Genomic DNA, 21536 nt, shown 5'->3' on the forward strand with positions numbered 1-21536 from the left:
GCGCGTGCGCGCCGCCGCGCAACTTACCGCGCAACTTACCGATCACGCCGCCTGCTCGCGGAACATCGACAGCGCCTGCACCGTGTCGCGCAGCAGCGTGGTGGCCGCTTCGAGCGTCGGCGCGACGTATTCGTCGATCCGCCGCAGATACGGGCAGGTCAGCACCGCGATCGCCTGTCCCGACGGCGCGAGTATCGGGAACGTCACGTCGGTGACGCCGAAGGTCTGCTGGCTGTCCTTCTGCCAGAAGCCCGCCGCGCGGATGCGCTCGCAGGCCTCCTCCAGCGCGTCGCGATCGAGCGTCACTTCGCCCTTCACCTTCGTGTGCTCCGCCAGCATCTGCTGGCGCTGCTCGACGCTCTGGAACGCGAGCATCACGCGCCCCGAACCGGTGTCGATCAGGCCGACCCGCGAACCGAGCCGCACTGACATGCCCCATGTGCCCGGTCCGTCGACTTGCGCGATCACCAGCAGGTTGCCGCGGTCGTAGACGACGAGGTGGCAAGACTGCTCGGCCGCGTCGGCGAAACGCTGCATCAGCGGCAGCGCTTCCGCGATCAGCCGGTTCATTGGCGGATGACGGTGCGCGAGCGCGAACAGCTTCAGGCTCAGCGAGTAGCGGTCGCCAGCCGCCGAGCGCACCACGTATTGGCGCGCGACGAGGCGTTCGAGCATCCGGTACATCTCGCTCGCGTTGCGGCCCAGCTGCCGCGTAATTTCGGCGCGCGTGAGTCCTTCCTTCTGCGCGGACAGTAGCTCGAGAATGTCGAGGCCTTTATCCAGCGCGGGGGCGCGATAGCGGTCGTCGTCCTTGTCTTCGGCGTCCATCGTGAGGGTCCGAGAATTCCGTGTGGAGTTTTTATTATCTGGTGTGCGCGGGCGAGTGCGTAGCATTTCGCGAACTGGAGGGCCTATGTCCAGGGAAAACCCAGGCATCCGCGCCGCGTAGTTTTCTTGACTTGGAAAAATTCGAATATGAATAATACGTTCATTGGTGAATGAACGCACTTCCCAAGCGGTGCGCGGAGTGTGACCGCCGCACCCTCGCCGCCGCATGGTAAAAAGACCACAAATCTGGAGACACGCTCATGTCGGCATCGATCGGATCGAAAATCGGGCAGCGGCGCCGTATCGGCCGCGGCTCGTTGCAGGTGAGCGGACTGGGGCTCGGCACGGCGCCGCTCGGCGGCCTGTACCGCGACCTGTCCGACGAGGAGGCCCAAGCGACGATCGCCGCCGCCTGGGACGCGGGTGTGCGCTACTTCGACACCGCGCCGCACTACGGCAACACCAAGGCCGAGCATCGGCTCGGCGCCGCGCTGCGCCACTATCCGCGCGGCGAGTATGTGCTGTCGACCAAGGTCGGCCGCCGCTTCGTGCCGCGCACGTCGCCATTCGACGACCGCGAAGGCTGGCAGAATCCGCTGCCGTTCGAAGCGATCTACGACTACACGCACGACGGCATTCTGCGTTCGTTCGAGGACAGCCAGCAGCGCCTCGGCATCATCGATATCGACGTCCTGCTCGTGCATGACATCGGTCGCGTCACGCACGGCGACCAGCATCCGCACTACTGGCGGCAACTGACCGAAGGGGGCGGCTTCCGTGCGCTCGAGCGCCTGCGCTCGACGGGCGCAATCAAGGCGCTCGGCCTCGGCGTCAACGAGGGCGCGGTGATCCTCGATGCGATGGCCGAGTGCGATATCGATTGCGCGTTGCTCGCGGGCCGCTATACGCTGCTCGAGCAGACCACCCTCGACGACCTGCTGCCCGCCTGCGAGGCGCGCGGCGTCAGCATCCTGCTCGGCGGCGCGTTCAATTCGGGCATTCTGGCGCGGGGCGTCGAAGGCGATCTGAAGTTCAATTACGGCGCCGCGCCGCCCGGGGTGATCGAGCGCGTCGCGCGTCTGGAGGCGGTATGTCGGGCGCATGACGTGCCGCTCGCCGCCGCCGCGTTGCAGTTTCCGTATGCGCACCCGGCGGTCGCCACCGTGCTGACCGGCGCGCGTAGCGCCGACGAATTGCGCGAGAACGTCGCGTCGTTCGAGCTGCCGATTTCCGCGGCCTTGTGGTCCGCATTGCGCGACGCGGGCCTGCTCGACCCCCGTGCGCCCGCGCCCGAGGACTGACCCGACCATGCCGATCGACGCTCACCAGCACTACTGGGACCCCGCGCGGGGTGACTACGAGTGGCTGACGCCGGAGCTGAAAATCCTCTACCGGCCGTTCGGGCCTGATGATCTGAAGCCGTTGCGCGAACAGGCCGGCATCGAGCGGACCGTGGTCGTGCAGGCCGCGCCGACGCTCGACGAAACCCGCTACCTGCTCGACATCGCGCGTCACGAGCCGTCGATCGCGGGCGTGGTCGGCTGGGTGCCGCTGTTGTTGCCGAACGCGCCCGATCTGATCGAGTTGCTCGCGCGCGAGCCGAAGTTCAAGGGCGTGCGGCCGATGCTTCAGGATCTGCCCGACGACGGCTGGATCGCGAACCCCGATCTTGCGCCGGCGATCGAAGCGCTGATCGCACACGATCTCGCGTTCGATGCGCTGATCTACGCGCGTCACGTGCAATACGTCGAGGTCTTTGTGCAGCGTTTTCCGGCGCTGCGCATGGTGGTCGATCATGGCGCGAAGCCGCCGATCCGCTACGGCCAGGCGGGCTACCCGGTATGGCGCGACGCGATCACGCGGCTCGCCGCGCTGCCGCAGGTGCATTGCAAGCTGTCGGGTCTCGCGACCGAGGCCTCGCCCGGCTGGACCGAGGACACGCTGCGGCCCTACGTCGAGCATCTGCTGAACACCTTCGGTCCCACGCGGCTGATGTGGGGCAGCGACTGGCCGGTGCTCGAACTGAACGGCGACTATTTGCTCTGGCATTCGGTGGCGACCACGCTCGTCGCGTCGTTGAGCGACGCCGAGCGCGACGCCGTGTTCGGCGAGAACGCTGCCGCGTTTTATCGGCTTTGATTTCGTTGGCAGCCCATTCAACTGGAGTCGTAGATGACACAAAGACTGGCCGGCAAAACGGCCCTGATCACCGCGGCGGGACAAGGTATCGGTCTCGCCACCGCCGAACTGTTCGCGCGCGAAGGCGCGCGCGTGATCGCCACCGATATCCGCATCGACGGACTCGCCGGCAAGCCGGTCGAGGCGCGCAAGCTCGACGTGCTCGATGGCGCGGCGATCAAGGCGCTCGCCGCGGAAGTCGGCACGATCGACGTGCTGTTCAACTGCGCGGGCTTCGTACACTCGGGCAATATCCTCGAATGCAGCGAGGAGGACTGGGATTTCGCGTTCGACCTCAACGCGAAGGCCATGTACCGTATGATTCGCGCGTTCTTGCCGGCCATGCTGGAGAAGGGCGGCGGCTCGATCATCAACATGTCGTCGGCGGCGTCGAGCGTGAAGGGCGTGCCGAATCGCTTCGCGTACGGCGCGTCGAAGGCCGCGGTGGTCGGGCTGACGAAGTCCGTCGCTGCGGATTTCGTCACGCGTGGTGTACGCTGTAACGCGATTTGCCCGGGCACGGTGTCCTCGCCGTCGCTCGAACAGCGAATCGCCGCGCAGGCTCAGGCGCAGGGCGCGTCGCTCGATGCGGTGCAGGCCGCCTTCGTCGCGCGTCAGCCGATGGGCCGCATCGGCAAGCCGGAGGAGATCGCCGCGCTCGCGCTGTATCTCGCGTCCGACGAGTCGTCGTTCACGACGGGCCAACTCCATGTAATCGACGGCGGATGGTCGAACTGATTCTGATTGACTGACGAACCGGACACTACTGAACGTAAAGGGAAGTGCAACGATGAAACTGCTTCGTTATGGGCCGAAAGGCCAGGAAAAGCCGGGCCTGCTCGACGCGCAAGGCAAGATTCGCGATTTGTCGAAGGTGGTGGGCGATATCGACGGCGCTGGGCTCGGCGATGAAAGTCTCGCGAAACTGCGCGCGCTCGATCCGGCAACGCTCCCGGTCGTCGAAGGTAATCCGCGCGTTGGACCGTGCGTCGGCAAGATCGGCAAGTTCGTCTGCATCGGCCTGAACTATGCGGATCATGCGGCGGAATCGAATCTGCCGGTACCGGCGGAACCGGTCATCTTCAACAAGTGGACGAGCGCGATCAGCGGCCCGAACGACGACATCGAAATCCCGCGCGGTTCGAAGAAGACCGACTGGGAAGTGGAACTCGGCGTCGTGATCGGCAAGGCAGCGAAGTATGTCGACGAAGCGAACGCGCTCGAGCATGTGGCCGGCTATTGCGTCATCAACGACGTGTCGGAGCGCGAATGGCAGATCGAGCGCGGCGGCACGTGGGACAAGGGCAAGGGCTTCGACACGTTCGGCCCGATCGGCCCCTGGGTCGTCACGCGCGACGAAGTCGCCGATCCCCAGAACCTGAGCCTGTGGCTCGAAGTGGACGGCCATCGCTACCAGAACGGCAGCACGAAGACGATGATCTTCAGTGTCGCGAAGCTGGTGTCGTATGTGTCGCAGTGCATGAGCCTGCAGCCGGGCGACGTTATCTCGACCGGCACGCCGCCGGGCGTCGGCATGGGCGTGAAGCCGAACCCGGTGTTTCTGAAGCCGGGGCAGACGGTGCGTCTGGGTATCGAAGGGCTGGGCGAGCAGACGCAGAAGACTTACGCGGCGGAGTAACGCGCTTTCTCTTTCCGTCATATCGCTGTGAAATGAAAGGCCGTTCCTGTTTCGCGCAGGAGCGGCTTTTTTCATGGCGTCCCGGCTTTAAGCCCCCGCCTCCTGCTCCCCGTCCTCTCCAATCCGATTCACAGTGCCCTGCGCAACCGCCACCAGCTTCTCGCGGTTCCCCTCCATCACGAACACGCTGCACTGGCAGGTCGCTTGATGCCTGCCCGCATAGACCACACTGGCGCGCGCGATCAGCGTGCCCTTCACTGCCGGGCGCAGATAATTGATCTTGTACTCACCGGTCACGACTCTCGGACCCAGCGACAGCGCGCCAGCGAACGTCAACGCATTGTCGGCGAGATAGCTGATGACGCCGCCATGTACGAAGCCATGCTGCTGCCGCAGTTCGTCTCGAATCGGCAGACATAGGGTGAGCTCGTCGCTGCCGGCGTGCATCAGCTCCGCGCCTAGCAGCATGCTGAACGGCTGGGCGTGCAGTGCGCCGCGCGCCCGGTCGAGTAGGTCGGTCATCGTGGTTCCTTCGTGCAGGGTCTGGGTAGTGCATCGGTGCAACAAAACATCCGCGCGGCGCGTGCCATGCGGCCCCTACCCACTCTAGGAAGTGCCGCTGCACTGCGCAAGGTGATTCCGCGCGACCAGCGGCGCATTGTTGCGCAAAACAACCGCAATCGCGACGATCGACGATGAAACCTGCACGTAGAGCGCTTTTTGCGGGAATTGGCCTCAAGCCGCCAATCGGCCTGCCGTTAACCCTGGTGTACCTCCGTTATCCTTTGTTCCCAGGTGTCCACGATGTTCAGCAAGATCAAGGTCGCATCCGGCCTGCTATGTGTTCTGGCCGCGTTCTGCGTCTTCCAGCTCGTCACGGTAGGGTTGGGCTTCTGGTCACTGACGCGCACGCACGACGACGTCGGCGATCTGTCGAACATCGCGCTGAAGCAGGTCGACGCGGTCAACCAGACGACGCAGCGCCTGATGGACGCGCGCATCAACCTGTCGCGTGCCGGCACGCGCATGGTGCGCGGGGGCACCGAGCCCACGGACATCGTGCAGCACGCTCGCGAACAGCTCGCCGCCGCCGATCAGTCTTTCGCGGCCTTCATGAGCGCGCAGAAGACCAGCGACGAAAACAGCGCGCGCGCCGCCGCGCTCGCCGAACGCTACAAGACGCTGCATGGCGCGCTCGCGGAGCTCGCGCAGTATCTCGACTCGAACAACATCCAGGCCTTCCTCGATCAGCCGACGCAGTCGTTTCAGGACGCTTATCTGGCGGAAGTGCACAACTTCGGGCAATTCGGCGACGCCGCGAGCCGCGCGTCGCTCGATTCGATCGATGCGCGCGTGGCGGCGTTTCGCATCGTCAGCGTGGTGATTTTGCTCGTACTCGTCGCCGGCACGCTCGCCGTCTATACGGCGCTGCGCCGCGGCGTCGTGGCACCGCTCGAGGAAGCGGGCCGCCACTTCGAGCGCATCGCCCAAGGCCGTCTCGATCAACCGATCGCCGCACGCGGCAGCAACGAAATCGGCCGTCTGTTCTCGGGCCTCGCGACGATGCAGGCAAGCGTCGCACGCACCGTCAAGAGCGTGCGCGAATCGGCCGACTCGATCCATCTTGGCGCCAACGAAATCGCGACCGGCAACGCCGATCTGTCGGCGCGCACCGAAAACCAGGCGGCATCGCTCGAGGAAACGGCATCGAGCATGGAGGAACTCACAGCGACCGTGCGCCAGAACGCCGATCATGCGCGCGAAGCCAATGCGCTCGCCGAGACCGCGCTTGGCGCGACGTCGCGCGGCAGCGAAGTCGTCAATCAGGTGGTCGACAAGATGCGCGGCATCGCGCAGAGCTCGGACAAGATCGCCGAGATCATCTCGGTGATCGACGGCATCGCGTTCCAAACCAACGTCCTTGCGCTGAATGCCGCCGTCGAGGCGGCGCGCGCGGGCGAGCAGGGCCGCGGCTTCGCGGTCGTGGCCGGCGAAGTGCGCGGCCTCGCGCAACGCAGCGCGCAGTCGGCGAAGGAAATCAAGACGCTGATCAGCGAATCGGTCGCGGAGATTCAGGGCGGCTCGACGCTCGTCGAGCGCGCCGGCGAAGCGATGAGTCATGTGTCGGCGTCGATCTCGCGCGTCACGCAGATGATGGCCGAAATCAGCGCGTCGTCACTCGAGCAGAGCACCGGCATCGAGCAGGTGAATCAGGCGGTCGTGCAGATGGACGAGATGACGCAGCAGAACGCGGCGCTCGTCGAGCAGGCCGCGGCGGCGGCGGCTTCGCTGCATCAGCAAACCGAGCAACTGAAGCAGGCCGTTTCCGTGTTCGAAATTTCTGAAAGTGTGTTGCGTACGCAACAGCGCGGAGCAATGTCCGTCGCAAACGCAGAATTCGCATTAACCGGAATGCACGCGCTTTAAAGCGGCGAACGCTTGAAAACGACGCAGAAATAGAAAATGGCCCGCGTAAAGCGAGCCATTTTGCATTAGACGCAAGCGCCTGTAGAGGCGCCTATCGTGACGTCCAAGTCTGTCTCAAAGTACCCGAAGGAACTTAGACCGGCTGGATGTTTGCAGCCTGCTTGCCCTTCGGGCCTTGCTTGACTTCGAACGACACTTTCTGGTTTTCCTGCAAGGACTTGAAGCCCGAAGACTGGATTTCCGAGAAGTGTGCAAACAGGTCTTCGCCGCCGTCGTCCGGGGTGATGAAGCCAAAGCCCTTTGCATCGTTAAACCACTTAACAGTACCTGTTGCCATTTTTGATCCAAATAAATGTTGTGTATTGCATCGCGACCGCAATCGCTCCAATGCGAGAGCGAGCGCGAGGGAAGAGTTGTATCACGTCTTTATGACAGACGCCAATCAACCTGCATCCGGGTATTCCCCGGTTTTGATGTTTTTTCGCGCTTTGAGAACGTCTGAGGAGAACTTTTTTGCGCCAGGGTTTACCAGCGACATAAAATTTCTCCCGCGAGCCGGCGGCGGACATTCGTTCGTGCATGCCGCACTTTATTGAGACGATCAAGCATCGAACTTCATCTATCACTGGCCAAATTCGGCTAAGTTCGCGCTCGAAATTCGGCGTCCACAGGCAGCGTCGCGTAAGCGGTGGCCAGATGATAAGGCGTCGTTGACGGCATGTCCGTACGTGCAATTTCGCCGCTCGATGTCTTGCATTCGAACCAGCCGTGTTCATGCAAAAAGCATCGCTGAAAACGTGCGATCTGTTGCGGCAGCGCCGCGCGCACGGCCGGATCGTCGTGACTGGCGAGCGCGCGCAGATATTCCGTCTGCGCCCAGATCCGCTGGGTCGCGTCGCTGACCTTGCCAGCCTCGTCGAGCGATGCGCACACGCCGCCGTTGTCCGGGTCCACGCCATGCTGCTGCGCGAAGGTGAAGGCGCGCGCCAGCGCGTCGGTTAGCCCCGTGCCGTCGAGCAGCGCGCCCGCCTGCCTGACCAGCCAGTACCACTCGAACTGATGTCCCGGCTCCAGACGGTTGCCGCTCGCGCCGATCGGCAATTCGGCGATACAGCCGCTCGGCGCATGCACGAAGTGTCGCGCGACCGCGCCAGTGAGGCGGCGCAACGCGGCGCCGAAGACGTTGTCGCGCGTCGCCTCGCAGGCGGCGAGCCACGCTTCGGTCAGGTGCATCAGCGGATTCTGCAACGGCGTGGCGGTGACCTTCGAAAAGTCGACATTGAGCGCGGCGTTGAACAGGTCGCCGTCGGCCGCGAAGTTCGACTGGATCAGCGCGGTCGTGCTGTGCACGAGCTTCAGCGCGTCGAGGTTGTCGGAGCGCCGCGCGTATTCCGCGCACGCGAACACGACGAACGCGTGCGTGTAGAGGTCCTTGGTCGTATCGAGCGGCAGGCCGAGCGCGTCGACGCTGTAGAACCATCCGCCGTGGTCGGCGTCGCGAAAGGTGCGGGTCAGCGAATCGAACAGCACGCGCGCGTGTTCCATGTCGCCCGCTTGTGCAAATGTGAATAGCTGCCGCGCGCATGCCATCGCCCGATAGCGTTGCGCGGGCAGCGGCTCGCCTCCGGTGACGTCGAGCGCTTCGTAGGGCAGCTGCAACGCGTGATTGAAGCCGGGCCCGCGCCACATCGGCAGCACCACGTTCGCGAAGTGCTCGCGCAGCGCGGTCGCGGCGGTGGTCGTCGAAGCAGGGGGAGGGAGCGTGCTTGGCATCGTCGGTTGGTTCGGGCGCGCAACGCGCGCAGTGTGTCGAGGCAGTGTTCAGGGCGGCGTTTCAGGATTCCGCTCGCCGAGACTGCTGCGGTGTGCGGCCTAGCATAAAGCAAACGCCTCGCGCTGACAGCTTGGGTCAAGCATCCGAAATGCTCGACGCTGCGCTCGCCTTCGGCAATTGCACGGCGTGCGGGAATTCCAGGGCGACGACGCGAGGTCGTGAAAGGCGCGAGGCGCGCGAAAGGGCGCAAATCGACGGGGAATGGCTTCGGCACGGGCGGAGCGCCATGCGACAATGCTGGCTCTAAATATTCCAATGGCAATGACAAGCGGCATCCGGCGCCCCGTTCCTGGCGACGACCGCTTTTTCCTCTATGGCAGATTCCGCAGCATCCCCGCAGTCCATGCCCCCGCGCGTCGCTTCGAAGAAGCAGCGCCAGGGCGCCGTCTCCACCGAAACCGAAAACAAGCTGGCGCGCGCGGCGCGCTCGGCGCAACGCCTCGCGCAACTGAGCGGCGTCGCGCGCGACGACAGCACGCTCGACCTGTTCCCCGACGATCCGACCCGCGCGACGCTCGAGGCGATGAACATCGACGTCCGCCAAGGCACGCTGCACGGCTTCGAACTGCCGGACGTGGTGCTGCAGGCGGTCGGCGTATTCGATGAACACGGGTCGCTCGACAAAACTGCGCGCCGCGCACCGCGTGCGGCGAAGCTGGATGCGCCGATGCCGGTGAACGGGCAGTTGAGCGGGTTTGACGCCGAGCCGGTGAGGGCGGTTGCGGATGCGTCTGCAAACAAGCCCGCTAACGAGCCCGCGAACGGCGCCCCCGACGGCTCAGCGCCGAACGCCGCAGCAAACACCGACGACAAGCCCGCGGCAACGTCGCGTGAGCCATCCGCGCCGCTCAACTCGGCGATGGCCGCCGCGACCGTCGCGCGCAGCGTGACCGCGTTGCGCCAGGCGGCCGAAGCGGAGTCGGCTGCGACGGCGGGCGCGGGCAAGCCGCAGCAGCGTTTCGCCGCGACGTTCGCGAAAGCCGCGACGGCATCGCGCGATGCCGCAGCGGCTACCGCCCCGGCTTCGCTTGCAACGTCCGCTGCGACCGACGGCAGTAGCATGAGCCAGTGCGCCGACGAGCCCGCGACGCGTACGCAATCCGCCTCGCCAGAGGCCGTGACCACGAAACAGGACGACAAGCTCTCCGCCACCGCGCTGTTGACGACACCCCGGTCCTCGTCCGCAGACAACCACGCCGGATTCGCCACTTCCTCGCGTGACGCGCGCCGCACCGACGCGGCCGCCGCCGCGCTACGCTCGGAGCCGGAACTCGACCGCGCGCGTGCCACCGCGTTCGCCGATACGGTCGATGCGCTTTATGGCGTGATCGCCGATCAACGCCGCGCCGCGACCGATCATTCGCGGCGCGTGAAATGGATGCTGTCGATCGTGGTCGGTGCGCTGCTGGTGACAGTGGCGATCGGCATCGCGCAGACGCTGCTGCTAATGCGCCTCACGCGCGAGACGACGGCGCAGCAACACCGCATCGAACAGATGATGCAGAACCAGCAAGCGGCGATGGTGAGCCTGCTCGACGCGCATGCGGCGACAGCGAACGCCGCGTCGGCGCCCGCCGCCACGACCCCCACCGCAGCGCCCCCCGCCGCGCCCCTACAGCCCGGCGCGACGCCGACGCGCGCGAGGCACGCTCGCGCTTCGCACCGGCGGCCGCCGAGTCACTAAATCGGGGACGTTGTAGCGATGCAACGCCTCCCGGCTCAATGACATCGCGGCAACCCGCAGCAGCGAAAATTTGCTGCATTGCACTAGCTTTTCCCTAGGGAAAACCCCTATAATCACGACTAAGGGAAAACCCTAGCAATGCAGTCACTAACCGGGAGTCGCCATGAGCTACATCTTTGCACTGTTCCAAAAGGTCAGCGACTTCTTTGCGTCGCCCCATCTGCCGCTGGATTCGGACTACTCGTACGCAGCGCGTGCCCGTGAAGCAGAGCGTCTGCGCCGCGCGCAGGCCACGCTGTTCGGCATCAAGCTGACGGACTAAAAACCAGCCGCACCTCCCGAGCGCGCGACAACGCGCCGGGGCGCGCACCTCGAGTGCGCTTCTCATTGAGCCACTATTCGCGAAATGCGGATCGTGGCTTTTTGTTTTTCGGGGCTCTCTTGTCGCGATGCACCATTGCGCGACGAGACAGACGTATCAGCGCCAGGCCTCCGGTGTCTGTCCGACTCCTTGCGAATTATTTCGGGGCCGAAATGAATGTAACCAGCTTTCACGCTGATTCAGCGAGTCGAATGAAAGCATTGCCCGTAAACCTTTGTTGAATGAAGCGCGAAAGCGACACCGCGCTTCCATCAACAGGCCCCATCTATGAAATGCTCGCTTACAAGTGCTAACGTCTTCACGCGATCCGGGCCGCTAAAGTGAGTCTCAAGCGTACGGCGTCTGGTTCGGCTCACAAGCGAAGCGAACGAAGCGAATCGCACGATCCGAGCAAACACGGACGCTGGCCTGGAATAAAACTTTGACGGGAGGTCATGATGAAAAACTTTGGCAAGGCATCGCGCTCGCTGATCGCAACGCTGCTCGCGGGCGGCGCACTCGTCGCGGCTGGTAGCGCATTCGCGCAAGACCGCGTGATCGTCGAACACGGTCCGGCACCTGTCGTGTACGGCCAACCGCATATGATGCCGGTGGGCGTGTCGATCAACATCGGCTGGCACGGCGATCGTTACTGGGACGGCCACCGCTACTGGGAGCACGACGAGTGGATGCGCCATCATCCGCACGACTACGATCCGCACCACCGCGGCGACGATCACCGCACCCCGCCCTCGCGCTACTAAAGCGCGCCTGATGGCGTCGCAACAGGCGGCGTGAGTCCACGAAGCCGGTCTTCCCTCGAGGGGAAGGCCGGCTTCGTCGCATTTGGGCGTGCGAGTCAGACCGTGGTATTGCGCGTGCTGCGCTATGCTTCGGGGCTTTCATCGACGGCAGCGGGAGCGCGTGTGGACAAGACGACACAGGATGTAGCGATAGGGGTGGTGGGCACGGGACTGATGGGCGTCGGCATTGCGACGCAGGCCGCGTTGCATGGATACCGGACGATCGTTCACGACGTCGATCCGGCGCGACTCGCGAGCGTCGCGCCGAAAGCGCAAGCCGTGCTCGACGAACTGATCGACGCGGGCCGTATCGACGATGCTGCCAAACAGGCGGCGCTCGCGCGCATCGAAACCAATGCGCAACTCGATGCGATCGGGCAAGCGCGCTTCGTGATCGAGGCGATTCCCGAAGTGCTCGAACTCAAACACCGCCTCTACGCGACCCTGACCAGCCTGCTCGCCGATGATGGGATCCTCGCGAGCAACACCAGCGGCTTCCCGCCCGACCAGCTTGCCACCCCGCTGCGCGCGAAAGAACGCTTCGTGATCGCGCATTTCTGGAACCCGCCGCACATGATTCCGCTCGTCGAGGTCGTGCCGGGCACCGAGACCGCGCCCGAAGTCGTGCGGCAAACCGCCGGACTGATGAGCGCGATCGGCATGGAGCCGGTCGTGCTCGCGAAGGCGATTCCGGGCTTCGTCGGTAATCGGCTGCAGTTCGCGGTGCTGCGCGAGGCGTTGCACATCGTGCGTTCGGGGGCAGCGACGCCCGAGGTCGTCGATCGTGTGATGAAAGCTTCGCTGGGACGTCGCTGGGGCATCGTCGGACCATTCGAGGGCGCGGACATGGGCGGACTCGACACGTTCGTCGACATCGCGTCGCATCTGATGCCGCAACTCGCGAAAGACGAGGACGTGATCGATCTGCTGCGCGCGCAGGTCGACGCGGGGCGTGTCGGCGTGCGCAGCGGCGCGGGGTTTCATGACTGGGATGAAGCGCGCATCGCGCGGGTAAAGGAAGGGCGCAAGCGCGTGATCGGGCGCGGCTAGTGCGGTATAAATAGCCGTTCCGTGCCTGGTACTCCGCCGCTTTTCGCGCTAACTGCCCCACGCGTCGCAAGCGAACCTAAATCAACTCCAAGCCAACCTCAAGCCACTTCATGCCTCACTACTTCTACGACCCCGCCGCCGGTCACGGCCTGCCGCACGATCCTTTCAAGGCGATCGTCGCGCCGCGGCTGATCGGCTGGATTTCGTCGCGCGATGCCGAAGGCACGCTCAATCTTGCGCCATACAGCTTTTTCGGCGCGTTCGCGACCTTTCCGCCGATCATTGGTTTTAGCAGCGAGGGCCGCAAGGACAGCCTCGCCAACATCGAGGCGACCGGCGAATTCGTGTGGAATCTCGCCACCCGGCCGCTCGCGGAGCAGATGAACCGCTCGTCGGCCCCGGTAGCGCCGCATGTCGACGAGTTCGCATTGGCCGGGCTCACGCCCGCGCCGGGCCGCAACGTGGCGGTGCCGCACGTAGCCGAATCGCCGGCGGCGCTCGAATGCAAACTGCTGCAGATCGTGCGTCTGCATGATGTCGACGGCAAGCCGATGGACAACTATCTGTCGCTCGGCCAGGTGGTCGGCGTGCATATCGACGACGCGTATCTGAAGGACGGCCTGTTCGACACGCACGCCGCGCAGCCGATCATGCGCGCGGGTTATCGCGCGGACTATGCGCAGATCGGCGAGATGTTCCAGATGATCCGGCCAACGGCCTGAACTCGTCCTCAGCAGCTTCCGCTGATTAGCGGATCGCTCAGGGTGTCACCGGCGGCGGCTTGCGTGGGGACTGCGCGGACGTTTCTGCCGCGGAGTCACTGTTGCCGCTCCCGCTCCCGCTCCCGCTCCCGCCCACGGGCGCATCCACTTCGACCTCGACGACCGCAGCCGCGACCGGCGCGGCCGCCGTGACTTCCGCCGCAATCGCCGCGGGCACCGGCTGGATCGGGCGCGCACGCGAGCTGACGAGCACCGCGCGCGGTTCATTGTCGTAAATCACGGCCCGCACGCGCGGATAAATGTCCCGCTCCCAGCGACGTCCGCTGAACACGCCGTAGTGGCCGACGCCCGTTTGCACGTGATGCGTCTTCAGATACGGCCGCAGACGATCGCACATGTCCTGCGCGGCGAGCGTCTGACCGACTGCGCAGATATCGTCCTTTTCACCTTCCACGGTCAGCAATGCGGTGCGGCGAATCTTCGACGGCTCCACCAGCCGCCCCTCGACTTCGAGCGCGCGTAACGGCAGCGCATGCTGCTGGAAGACGGTGTCGACGGTCTCCAGATAGAAGTCGGCGGTCAGATCCATCGTCGCGAAGTACTCTTCGTAGAACGTGCGAATCGTGTCGGCTTTCCGCGGATCGCCCTTGCCGCGCTCGTAGTACATCGTTTCGAACGAGTCGGCGTGGCGGCCCGGATTCATCGCCATGAACGCGGCCAGCTGCACGAAACCCGGATACACGCGACGCTGCGCGCCGGCAAACCCGAACGGCACCGCGCTGATCAGATTACGCTCGAACCACTCGATCGGCCGGCTCCTGGCCAGTTCGTTGACGCCGCGTCGGATTGATGCGCGTGTCGATCGGGCCGGCCATCAGCGTCATGCTGGCCGGCTGCGCGGGATGGTCGTCGGCGGCCATCAGCGCGACGGCGGCGAGCGCCGCGACGGTCGGTTGACAGACCGCGAGAAGATGCGTGCCGGACCCGATCGCCGCGGTGAAGTCGATCACGTGGCGGACGAATTCGTCGAAGCCGAAGCGGCCTTCGCCGAGCGGCACGTCGCGCGGGTTGTGCCAGTCGGTGATATAGACGTCGTGCTCGGTCAGCATCGTGCGCACGGTTGCGCGCAGCAGCGTCGCGAAGTGGCCCGACATTGGCGCAATCATCAGCACGCGCGGCTGCGGCGTGGAAAGCACGGCGTCCTTGCGAAAATGCAGCAGCGAGCAGAACGGCGTGCGCGCGACGACTTCCTCGACCACCGCGACCGGCTCGCCTTCGGTGACGACGCTATCGATGCCGAACGGCGGCCGTTTCGGCGTGAGTCCGCCGAGCATCAGAAGTTCGCACGTCGCGCGCAGCGAGCGTCCGTGCGGCGTAGCGGCGAATGCGGACCATGCATCGAGCGAACGGTTCGCCAGCGCCGCGCCGTGCCGCAGCGGTAGCAGCAGGTCGGCGCAGGCCTGATAGGCAGGATAGGCGAACAGATTCATACTTTCACTCGAATGCGCCAGAAAGACAGGAACTCGAATAAAAGCAAGTGGTGCGCCAGGCGCTGGCGCGCGTTGCCCCTGTGTCGCGTCATATCTGCGTGGGTCGGCATATCACTTGCGTGCATAGGCGAAATGGGCCGGCCTTGCCGCGCTTTGGTGCGCGCGCGCACCGCGGCGTGCATGGGTGCAGGCACGCGCGGCGCGATGCCCGATCTGGAGGACACACGTATGGGAAATACTACGCTCACGATCAGCAGCAGGAATTATTCGTCGTGGTCGCTGCGCGGCTGGCTGCTGACGAAGTTCAGCGGCTTGCCGTTCGAAGAAATCGTGGTGCCGATCGACGACCCCGCGACGCGCGCCGAACTACTGCTGCTGTCGCCGTCGATTCTGGTGCCATGCCTCGTGCACGACGGCGTCAAGGTCTGGGACACGCTGTCGATCGCCGAATATCTGCACGAGCTGAAGCCGCAAGCCGCGCTGTTGCCGCACGAGATCCGCGCCCGCGCGCATTGCCGCTCTATCTGCGGCGAGATGCATTCGGGGTTTGCGTCGTTGCGTTCGGCGCTGCCGATGAACCTGAAGGCGCATTTCCCGGGCTTCAAGGTATGGGCGCGCGCGCAATCGGATATCGAGCGGATCGTGACGATCTGGCGTGAATGTCTGAAGGAGTACGGCGGCCCGTTCCTGTTCGGCGAGCGGACCGCCGCGGACGCGATGTACGCACCGGTGGTTACGCGTTTCGTGACCTATGACGTGCAACTCGATCCGGATATGGTCGAATACGGGCAGCGCATCATGGCGCTGCCCGAAATGCGCGAGTGGATCGCGCTCGCGCGTCAGGAGGTCGAGGAGATCGATGAACTGGACGTCGAGTTCTGAGCGCGGCGGCCGCCTTCCGTCGCCGTCCACATCAAGCAGATCCGTCAGCCGCGCTCGCCTTCGAGCTTGAACACGCTGACCAGCTGCGCGAGCCGCGCAGCCTGCTCGCGCAACTCGGCCGCCGCGGCTTCCGCATCGACGACGATCGTCGCATTCTGCTGCGTCGCCTCGCCGATCTGCGTGACCGCCAGGTTGACCTGCTCGATGCCGCCCGACTGCTCGCGCGACGCGACATTGATTTCGCTCATGATCGCGCGGACCTGACCGACCTGAGTGACGATTCCCTGCATCGTCGCGCTCGCTTCTTCGGCGATGCGAAAACCGCTGTCGACGTTCGCGCTCGACGCCGCGATCACCCCCTCGATCTCCTTCACCGCCGCCGCGCTGCGCTGCGCGAGCGCGCGCACTTCCGACGCCACGACCGCGAAGCCCTTGCCGTGCTCGCCCGCGCGCGCCGCTTCGACGGCCGCGTTCAACGCGAGGATGTTGGTCTGGAAGGCAATGCCCTCGATGACCGTCGTGATCTCGGCGATCTTCTGCGACGAGCGGCCGATCTCGCCCATCGTCGACACCACGCGCTCGACCGCGCGGCCGCCTTCGAGCGCGGCGTCGGCGGCGTGGGTGACGAGGGTGTTCGCTTCGGTCGCGTGATCGGCATTCTGCTGCACGGTCGACGTGATCTGCTCCATGCTCGCCGCGGTTTCTTCGAGGCTGCTCGCCTGGGTCGCGATGCGCATCGCGATGTTGCCGCTGCCGGTGGCGATCTTCTCGGTGCCCGCCGACATGTCGGCCGACGCGTTGCGCACCTGCGCGACGATGCGCGCGAGGCCTTCGCCGATGCCGTCGATCGCCAGCATCAGGCGGCCGATCTCGTCGGCGCGCGCGCGGCCGTGCTGCGCGACGCGCACGCTCAGATCGCCCGCGGCGAGACGCTCCGACGCACGCGCGGCTTCGTCGAGCGGACGGCTGACGAGCCGCCGCACCGCGACGAGGAACACGATCGCGAACAGGCCGACCAGCACGAGGCCGAGCAGCATAAACGTGTTCCGTGTACGCACGACCTCGGCCATCACGTCGTCGCGCGGCGCGACGCCGCCGACGAGCCACTGCCACTCCGGCACCGTGACGAACGACACGAACTTGTCGCGCGCGTCGCTCTCGCCGAGCGTCGCGTCGGCCGAGCGGTAGTCGAGCTCGCCCTGCTTCATGTCGAGCATGCGCTGATACGGCGCGTTGGCGTCGTCGGCTTTCTGGCCCGCGGCGGCCGGATGCACGAGCAGCTTGCCGCGCTCCGCGCCGCTCGACGCGTCGAGCACGAAGTAATAGCCGCTCGCGCCGATCTTCAGCGCGTGGATGCCGTCCTGGACCGACTGGATCTCCTTGTCCACGTCGACACCGACGAACAGCGCGCCGATCACGCGGCCGCTCGCGTCGGCGATCGGCCGGTACTGCGTGATCATGCGCTTGCCGAACAGCATGGCGAGGCCGGTGTACGAGCGGTTCGCGAGCAGCGGCGCATACGCCGGCCCCTTGCGGTCGAGCAGCGTGCCGACCGCTCGGGTGCCGTCCTGCTTCTTCAGCGAGGTGGTCACGCGCACGAAGTCGTCGCCACTGCGCGCAAACACGGTCGCGACCGCGCCGCTACGTTCGAGGAACTGGTCGGGAATCGTGAAGTCGAGATTCAGCACCTTGTCGCCGGCCTTGAAAGTCGGCGTCGCGGTGCTCCCGATGTCGACTTTCTGCGTGACGTCGAGCGAGAAGTCGGTGGGCAGGAAGCTCGCGAACAGCGCCATCGACCGATCGACTTCGGCCGACAGCGCCTTGTCGAACAGCTCGATCATCGCGGCGATCGAGCGGTCTTTTTCGGCGATGCGGGCGAGCACCTGGTCGCGCACCTGGTCGCCGGCGGCGCGTGCGAGCGCCCACGCGAAGGTGCTGAAAATCAACGCGACCAGCACGCACGAGAGCACGGCAAGCCGCGCGCCGACGCTGGCGCGGCGCAAGAAGAGAGAGTTCATGGGCAGGCGCGAAAAGGGGGACAGGCGATGCGCGCGTCGGGCATGGCCGCGAACGGCATCGATTTACTGGTTTACGGCTCGGGAGACGGCGGCTTTAGGGCGACTGAAAGCAGCCCGTAATAGGCTGAAAGGGGCCACAAAAAACCGGCCCCGAAAAAGGGACGAGGCGGAATGCGGAAGGTGTTGCTGCGTTGCTCAGCGCACCGGATCGACGGTTCGGCCGGGCGCGCTTCGCCACGTCCGCAACAACAACGCATTGGTGACGACGCTGACGCTCGAAAACGCCATCGCCGCGCCCGCGAGCATCGGATTCAGCAAGCCGAACGCGGCCAGCGGAACGCCGATCAGGTTGTAGACGAATGCCCAGAACAGGTTCTGCTGGATCTTGCGCCACGTTCTGCGCGAGATGTCGATCGCGTCGGCGACGAGCGCCGGGTCGCCGCGCATCAGCGTGATGCCGGCGGCGTGCATGGCGACGTCGGTGCCGCTCGCCATCGCGATGCCGATGTCGGCGGCGGCGAGCGCGGGCGCGTCGTTGATGCCGTCGCCCGCCATCGCGACGATGCCGGCGTGGCGCATCTTCAGGTCGCGGATCACGCGGGCCTTGTCGTCGGGCAGCACCTCGGCGTGGAATTCGTCGATGCCGAGCGCCCGCGCGACGCTCGCCGCACTGCCGCGGTTGTCGCCAGTCACGAGCACGCTGCGGATGCCCATCTGCGCGAGCCGCGCGACGGCCGCGCGCGCGGTCGGCTTCACCGTGTCGCCGAACGCGATCAGCGCGAGCGCTTCGGGGGCGTGAGGCGCGCGCGTCATCAGCCACGACACCGTGTTGCCCGCCGCTTCGAGTTCCTGCGCGCGCGCGGCAAGCGCGGTCGGCAGCGCGATGTCGAGCTCGCGCAGCCAGCGCGTGCTGCCGAGGGCGAGCGTGCGGCCGTCGACGTCGGCTTCGACGCCCCGGCCGGCGACGGCGCGAGCGGCGGTGGCGTCTGGCCCGCCCTCGTGTTCGCCGGCCATTCGCCCGAGCTGAGCCTCGTGCGCGCGCATCACCGCCCGCGCGAGCGGATGATCGCTATGCCGCTGCACCGCCGCCGCGAGCGCGAGCGCTTGGTCGCGACTCAAGCCGCCGATCGGCTCGAACGCCGTTACCGATGGTTGGCCGAGCGTCAGCGTGCCGGTTTTGTCGAACGCGACGATCGACACGCGATGCGCGATTTCGAGCGCTTCAGCGTCCTTGATCAGCACGCCGTGGCGCGCGGCGACGCCGGTGCCGGCCATGATCGCGGCGGGCGTCGCGAGGCCGAGCGCGCACGGGCAGGCGATCACCAACACCGCGACCGCGTTCAGGATCGCGGTTTGCGCGCCCGCGCCGGCGAGCAGCCAGCCGATCAGCGTTAGCGCGGCGAGCGCGAGAATCGCCGGCACGAAGACTTCGCTGACGCGGTCGACGAGCCGCTGGATCGGCGCCTTCTCGGCCTGCGCGCTTTCGACGAGCCGGATGATGCGCGCCAGTGTCGTCTCCGCGCCGATCGCGGTGGTCGTCACCACGAGCGCGCCTTCGCCGTTGATCGAGCCGGCCGTGACGGCGTCGCCGGTCTGTTTCGGCACCGGCAGGCTTTCGCCGGTGATCAGCGCTTCGTCGATATGCGTGCGGCCTTCGAGCACCGCGCCGTCGACCGGTACGCGCTCGCCCGGCAGCACGATCACGACGGTGCCGACCCGCACCTGCGCGAGCGCCACCTCGCGTTCGCCGGCGCCGTCGCGGATGCGCGCGCGCTCGGGGCGCAGCGCGTTGAGCGCGCGGATCGCGTCGGTGGTCTGGCGCTTGGCGCGCGCCTCGAGCCACTTGCCGAAGCGCACCAGCGTGATCACGACCGCCGATGCCTCGAAGTACAGATGCATCGTGTCGCCCGGATGCATCGCGAGTTCGTAGACGCTGATGCCGTACGCCGCCGATGTGCCGAGCGCGACCAGCAGGTCCATGTTGCCCGCGCCGGCGCGCACGGCGCGCCAGGCTGCGCGATAGAAGCGCGCGCCGAATCCGAACTGCACGATCGACGCGAGCACGAATTGCAGCCAGGCTGGCAGCATCGCGTGGAGGCCGAACCATTCGCCGAACATCGGTGCGACGAGCGGCAGCGTCAGCAGCGCGGACGCAACGACGCTCGCGAGGTCGCGGCGGGTTTGAATCCGCTTGCGGTCGACGACGGGGGCGTGGGTCGTGTCGAGGATGTCGCTTTGGTCGCCGGACGCGGCGATAGCGGCCGTTGTCTCGGCTGGAGCGGCAGCAGCGAGCGGCGCGCTCAACGTCGCTTCGTAGCCAGCTTTCCTGACGGCGGCGATCAGCGCGCCGCTATCGGCGGATGCGGTGCCTTGCGGATGAGCGGTGGCGGTTTCGGTCGCCAGATTGACCGACGCGCGCGCGACCCCAGGCACCTTCGCGAGCGCTTTTTCGACGCGCAACGCGCAGGCTGCGCAGGTCATGCCGCCGATCTCCAGTTCAATGGTTCCCGGCGTCGCGGTGGGTGTCGCGGTTTGCGTCGCGCTTGGCGCGGCAAGCTCGGCGTTCGCGACCGGCGTCGCTTCGTATCCGGCCTTGCGCACGGCATCGGCCAGTTGCTGAGGCCCGAGCGTCGCGTCGCTTTCCACGCGGGCGCGCTCGGTCGCGAGATTCACCGACGCGCGCGTCACTCCCGGCAGCTTGGTCAGTGCTTTCTCGACGCGGCTCGCGCACGACGCGCAAGTCATCCCGCCGATGTCGAGTTCGACGACGCGCGTGGGCGAAGAAGAAGCGGCAGCGTCGGCGGGGCGCTGCGGGTTGGCAAGTGCGGTCATGGCAGGCGAGGCTCGTGGCGGCATTGGGCCGCATCGTGAATCCAGTATCGACCTTCCCATGACGGGAAGGTCAAGGCCGGATTATGCGGCCGCCGTCAGAACGCCGGCGGCGCATCGAGCATCGCCTGTCCCACCGCCTTCTGTTGCTCGCCGTCGCGCGCGAGCAGCGTTTGCGCGGCGCCGCGCCGGTCTTCGGCCGCCTTGTTCTGCCCGAGCTTCCATTTGCCGACGAGCCGCGTTACCTCGATCTCGATACCGACGATCGCGCCGAGCATCTGCGCGATGTAGTCGGCGGGCGCGTCGCCCATCTTCCATGGCACCGGCTCGCCGGCTTCCATCTCGCGCGTGAGTCGCGCGACGAGACCGCGCACGAACGATTCATCGTCATGCACCACGATCCTGCCATGTGCATGCACGACCATATAGTTGTAGGTCGGCACCTGCTTGTGCGTTTCGTGTTTGCTCGGATACCAGCTCGGGGAAATATAGGCGGTCGGCCCCTGGAAGATCACGAGCGCTTCGGCATGGGTCGCGGCTTCCTGCCAGACGGGGTTCGCCCGCGCGACGTGCGCGCGCAGCACCAGACGTGACGAATCCGCCGCATCCGCCTGGGCCTCGAACGGCAGATGATTCGCATCGAGCCCGTTGGGGCCGTGCGTAATCAGCGCGCCGAACGGGTGCTCGACGATCAGGCGATGAAGAACCCCTGGACGGTTCTCTTCGAAATGGGCGGGCATGTACATTGAAGTGTTCCGAATGCAGGACGACGAAAGAGTGGAGGCGAACGG

Annotated in this window: 18 protein-coding genes and 1 pseudogene; 11 read left to right on the plus strand and 8 right to left on the minus strand. The window is 65.9% G+C overall.

Annotated features, from left to right (window positions below; genetic code table 11):
• Positions 1 to 42: 42 nt before the first annotated feature.
• Entirely contained in the window at positions 43 to 828 is a 786-nt protein-coding gene (locus OKW30_RS23885) for an IclR family transcriptional regulator (RefSeq protein WP_429347818.1), read from the minus strand.
• Between the two features lie 260 nt (positions 829 to 1088).
• On the opposite strand from OKW30_RS23885, the gene OKW30_RS23890 reads away from it, so the two are divergent.
• The 4 genes from OKW30_RS23890 to OKW30_RS23905 are packed head-to-tail and all read left to right on the plus strand — an operon-like array spanning position 1089 to position 4645.
• Complete coding sequence (locus tag OKW30_RS23890) at positions 1089 to 2129, plus strand: aldo/keto reductase (RefSeq protein ID WP_429347819.1); 1041 nt, start codon at positions 1089 to 1091, stop codon at positions 2127 to 2129.
• 7 nt (positions 2130 to 2136) lie between these two features.
• On the plus strand, positions 2137 to 2967 hold the full coding sequence (locus tag OKW30_RS23895; RefSeq protein ID WP_429347820.1) for an amidohydrolase family protein: 831 nt from the start codon (positions 2137 to 2139) through the stop codon (positions 2965 to 2967).
• Positions 2968 to 3000: 33 nt separating this feature from the next.
• The gene (locus tag OKW30_RS23900; protein WP_018424084.1) at positions 3001 to 3744 is read left to right on the plus strand and encodes an SDR family oxidoreductase; all 744 of its coding nucleotides are present in this window, start codon (positions 3001 to 3003) and stop codon (positions 3742 to 3744) included.
• 52 nt (positions 3745 to 3796) lie between these two features.
• Positions 3797 to 4645: an ureidoglycolate lyase gene (locus OKW30_RS23905; protein ID WP_187630555.1), complete on the plus strand. Its 849-nt coding sequence runs from the start codon at positions 3797 to 3799 to the stop codon at positions 4643 to 4645.
• 87 nt (positions 4646 to 4732) lie between these two features.
• Here the strand turns inward: OKW30_RS23905 and OKW30_RS23910 are convergent, their stop codons facing one another.
• Complete coding sequence (locus OKW30_RS23910) at positions 4733 to 5167, minus strand: PaaI family thioesterase (protein WP_184037950.1); 435 nt, start codon at positions 5165 to 5167, stop codon at positions 4733 to 4735.
• 282 nt (positions 5168 to 5449) lie between these two features.
• Here OKW30_RS23910 and OKW30_RS23915 point away from each other — a divergent pair, with 282 nt between their 5' ends.
• On the plus strand, positions 5450 to 7072 hold the full coding sequence (locus OKW30_RS23915; RefSeq protein ID WP_429347821.1) for a methyl-accepting chemotaxis protein: 1623 nt from the start codon (positions 5450 to 5452) through the stop codon (positions 7070 to 7072).
• A 133-nt stretch (positions 7073 to 7205) separates the two neighbouring features.
• Here the strand turns inward: OKW30_RS23915 and OKW30_RS23920 are convergent, their stop codons facing one another.
• Both OKW30_RS23920 and OKW30_RS23925 read right to left on the minus strand, forming a co-directional pair.
• Positions 7206 to 7409: a cold-shock protein gene (locus OKW30_RS23920; protein WP_018424088.1), complete on the minus strand. Its 204-nt coding sequence runs from the start codon at positions 7407 to 7409 to the stop codon at positions 7206 to 7208.
• 302 nt (positions 7410 to 7711) lie between these two features.
• Positions 7712 to 8845 carry an AGE family epimerase/isomerase gene (locus OKW30_RS23925; protein WP_429347822.1) on the minus strand — a complete coding sequence of 378 codons (1134 nt, stop codon included), beginning with the start codon at positions 8843 to 8845 and terminating at the stop codon, positions 7712 to 7714.
• 374 nt (positions 8846 to 9219) lie between these two features.
• Between OKW30_RS23925 and OKW30_RS23930 the strand changes: the two genes are divergently transcribed.
• The 5 genes from OKW30_RS23930 (at position 9220) to OKW30_RS23950 (ending at position 13526) form a co-directional block, all read left to right on the plus strand.
• Entirely contained in the window at positions 9220 to 10590 is a 1371-nt protein-coding gene (locus tag OKW30_RS23930) for a hypothetical protein (protein WP_429347823.1), read from the plus strand.
• 163 nt (positions 10591 to 10753) lie between these two features.
• A complete protein-coding gene (locus OKW30_RS23935; RefSeq protein WP_187631470.1) occupies positions 10754 to 10912 on the plus strand; it encodes a hypothetical protein in 159 nt (52 codons plus the stop codon).
• A 497-nt stretch (positions 10913 to 11409) separates the two neighbouring features.
• Positions 11410 to 11715 (plus strand): hypothetical protein, encoded by a 306-nt coding sequence (locus OKW30_RS23940; protein ID WP_187631471.1) that lies wholly within the window; start codon positions 11410 to 11412, stop codon positions 11713 to 11715.
• A 213-nt stretch (positions 11716 to 11928) separates the two neighbouring features.
• The gene (locus tag OKW30_RS23945) at positions 11929 to 12804 is read left to right on the plus strand and encodes a 3-hydroxyacyl-CoA dehydrogenase family protein (protein WP_429349164.1); all 876 of its coding nucleotides are present in this window, start codon (positions 11929 to 11931) and stop codon (positions 12802 to 12804) included.
• 110 nt (positions 12805 to 12914) lie between these two features.
• Positions 12915 to 13526 (plus strand): flavin reductase family protein, encoded by a 612-nt coding sequence (locus OKW30_RS23950; RefSeq protein ID WP_090808250.1) that lies wholly within the window; start codon positions 12915 to 12917, stop codon positions 13524 to 13526.
• 37 nt (positions 13527 to 13563) lie between these two features.
• Here OKW30_RS23950 and OKW30_RS23955 read toward each other — a convergent pair.
• Positions 13564 to 15016 (minus strand): annotated as a pseudogene (locus OKW30_RS23955) (polyhydroxyalkanoate depolymerase).
• Between the two features lie 228 nt (positions 15017 to 15244).
• Here OKW30_RS23955 and OKW30_RS23960 point away from each other — a divergent pair.
• The gene (locus OKW30_RS23960) at positions 15245 to 15898 is read left to right on the plus strand and encodes a glutathione S-transferase family protein (RefSeq protein WP_090810346.1); all 654 of its coding nucleotides are present in this window, start codon (positions 15245 to 15247) and stop codon (positions 15896 to 15898) included.
• Positions 15899 to 15942: 44 nt separating this feature from the next.
• On the opposite strand, the gene OKW30_RS23965 is transcribed toward OKW30_RS23960, so the two are convergent.
• From OKW30_RS23965 to OKW30_RS23975, 3 genes are all read right to left on the minus strand, one after another.
• The gene (locus OKW30_RS23965; protein WP_429347824.1) at positions 15943 to 17916 is read right to left on the minus strand and encodes a methyl-accepting chemotaxis protein; all 1974 of its coding nucleotides are present in this window, start codon (positions 17914 to 17916) and stop codon (positions 15943 to 15945) included.
• A gap of 195 nt (positions 17917 to 18111) precedes the next feature.
• Positions 18112 to 20748, minus strand: a complete 2637-nt coding sequence (locus OKW30_RS23970; protein ID WP_429347825.1) for a heavy metal translocating P-type ATPase — start codon at positions 20746 to 20748, stop codon at positions 18112 to 18114.
• A 95-nt stretch (positions 20749 to 20843) separates the two neighbouring features.
• On the minus strand, positions 20844 to 21491 hold the full coding sequence (locus OKW30_RS23975) for an FMN-binding negative transcriptional regulator (RefSeq protein ID WP_187618454.1): 648 nt from the start codon (positions 21489 to 21491) through the stop codon (positions 20844 to 20846).
• Positions 21492 to 21536: the final 45 nt, after the last annotated feature.

This window comes from Paraburkholderia sp. Clong3 (assembly GCF_050436485.1).
In the GTDB taxonomy this organism is placed as follows: Bacteria; Pseudomonadota; Gammaproteobacteria; order Burkholderiales; family Burkholderiaceae; genus Paraburkholderia; species Paraburkholderia tuberum.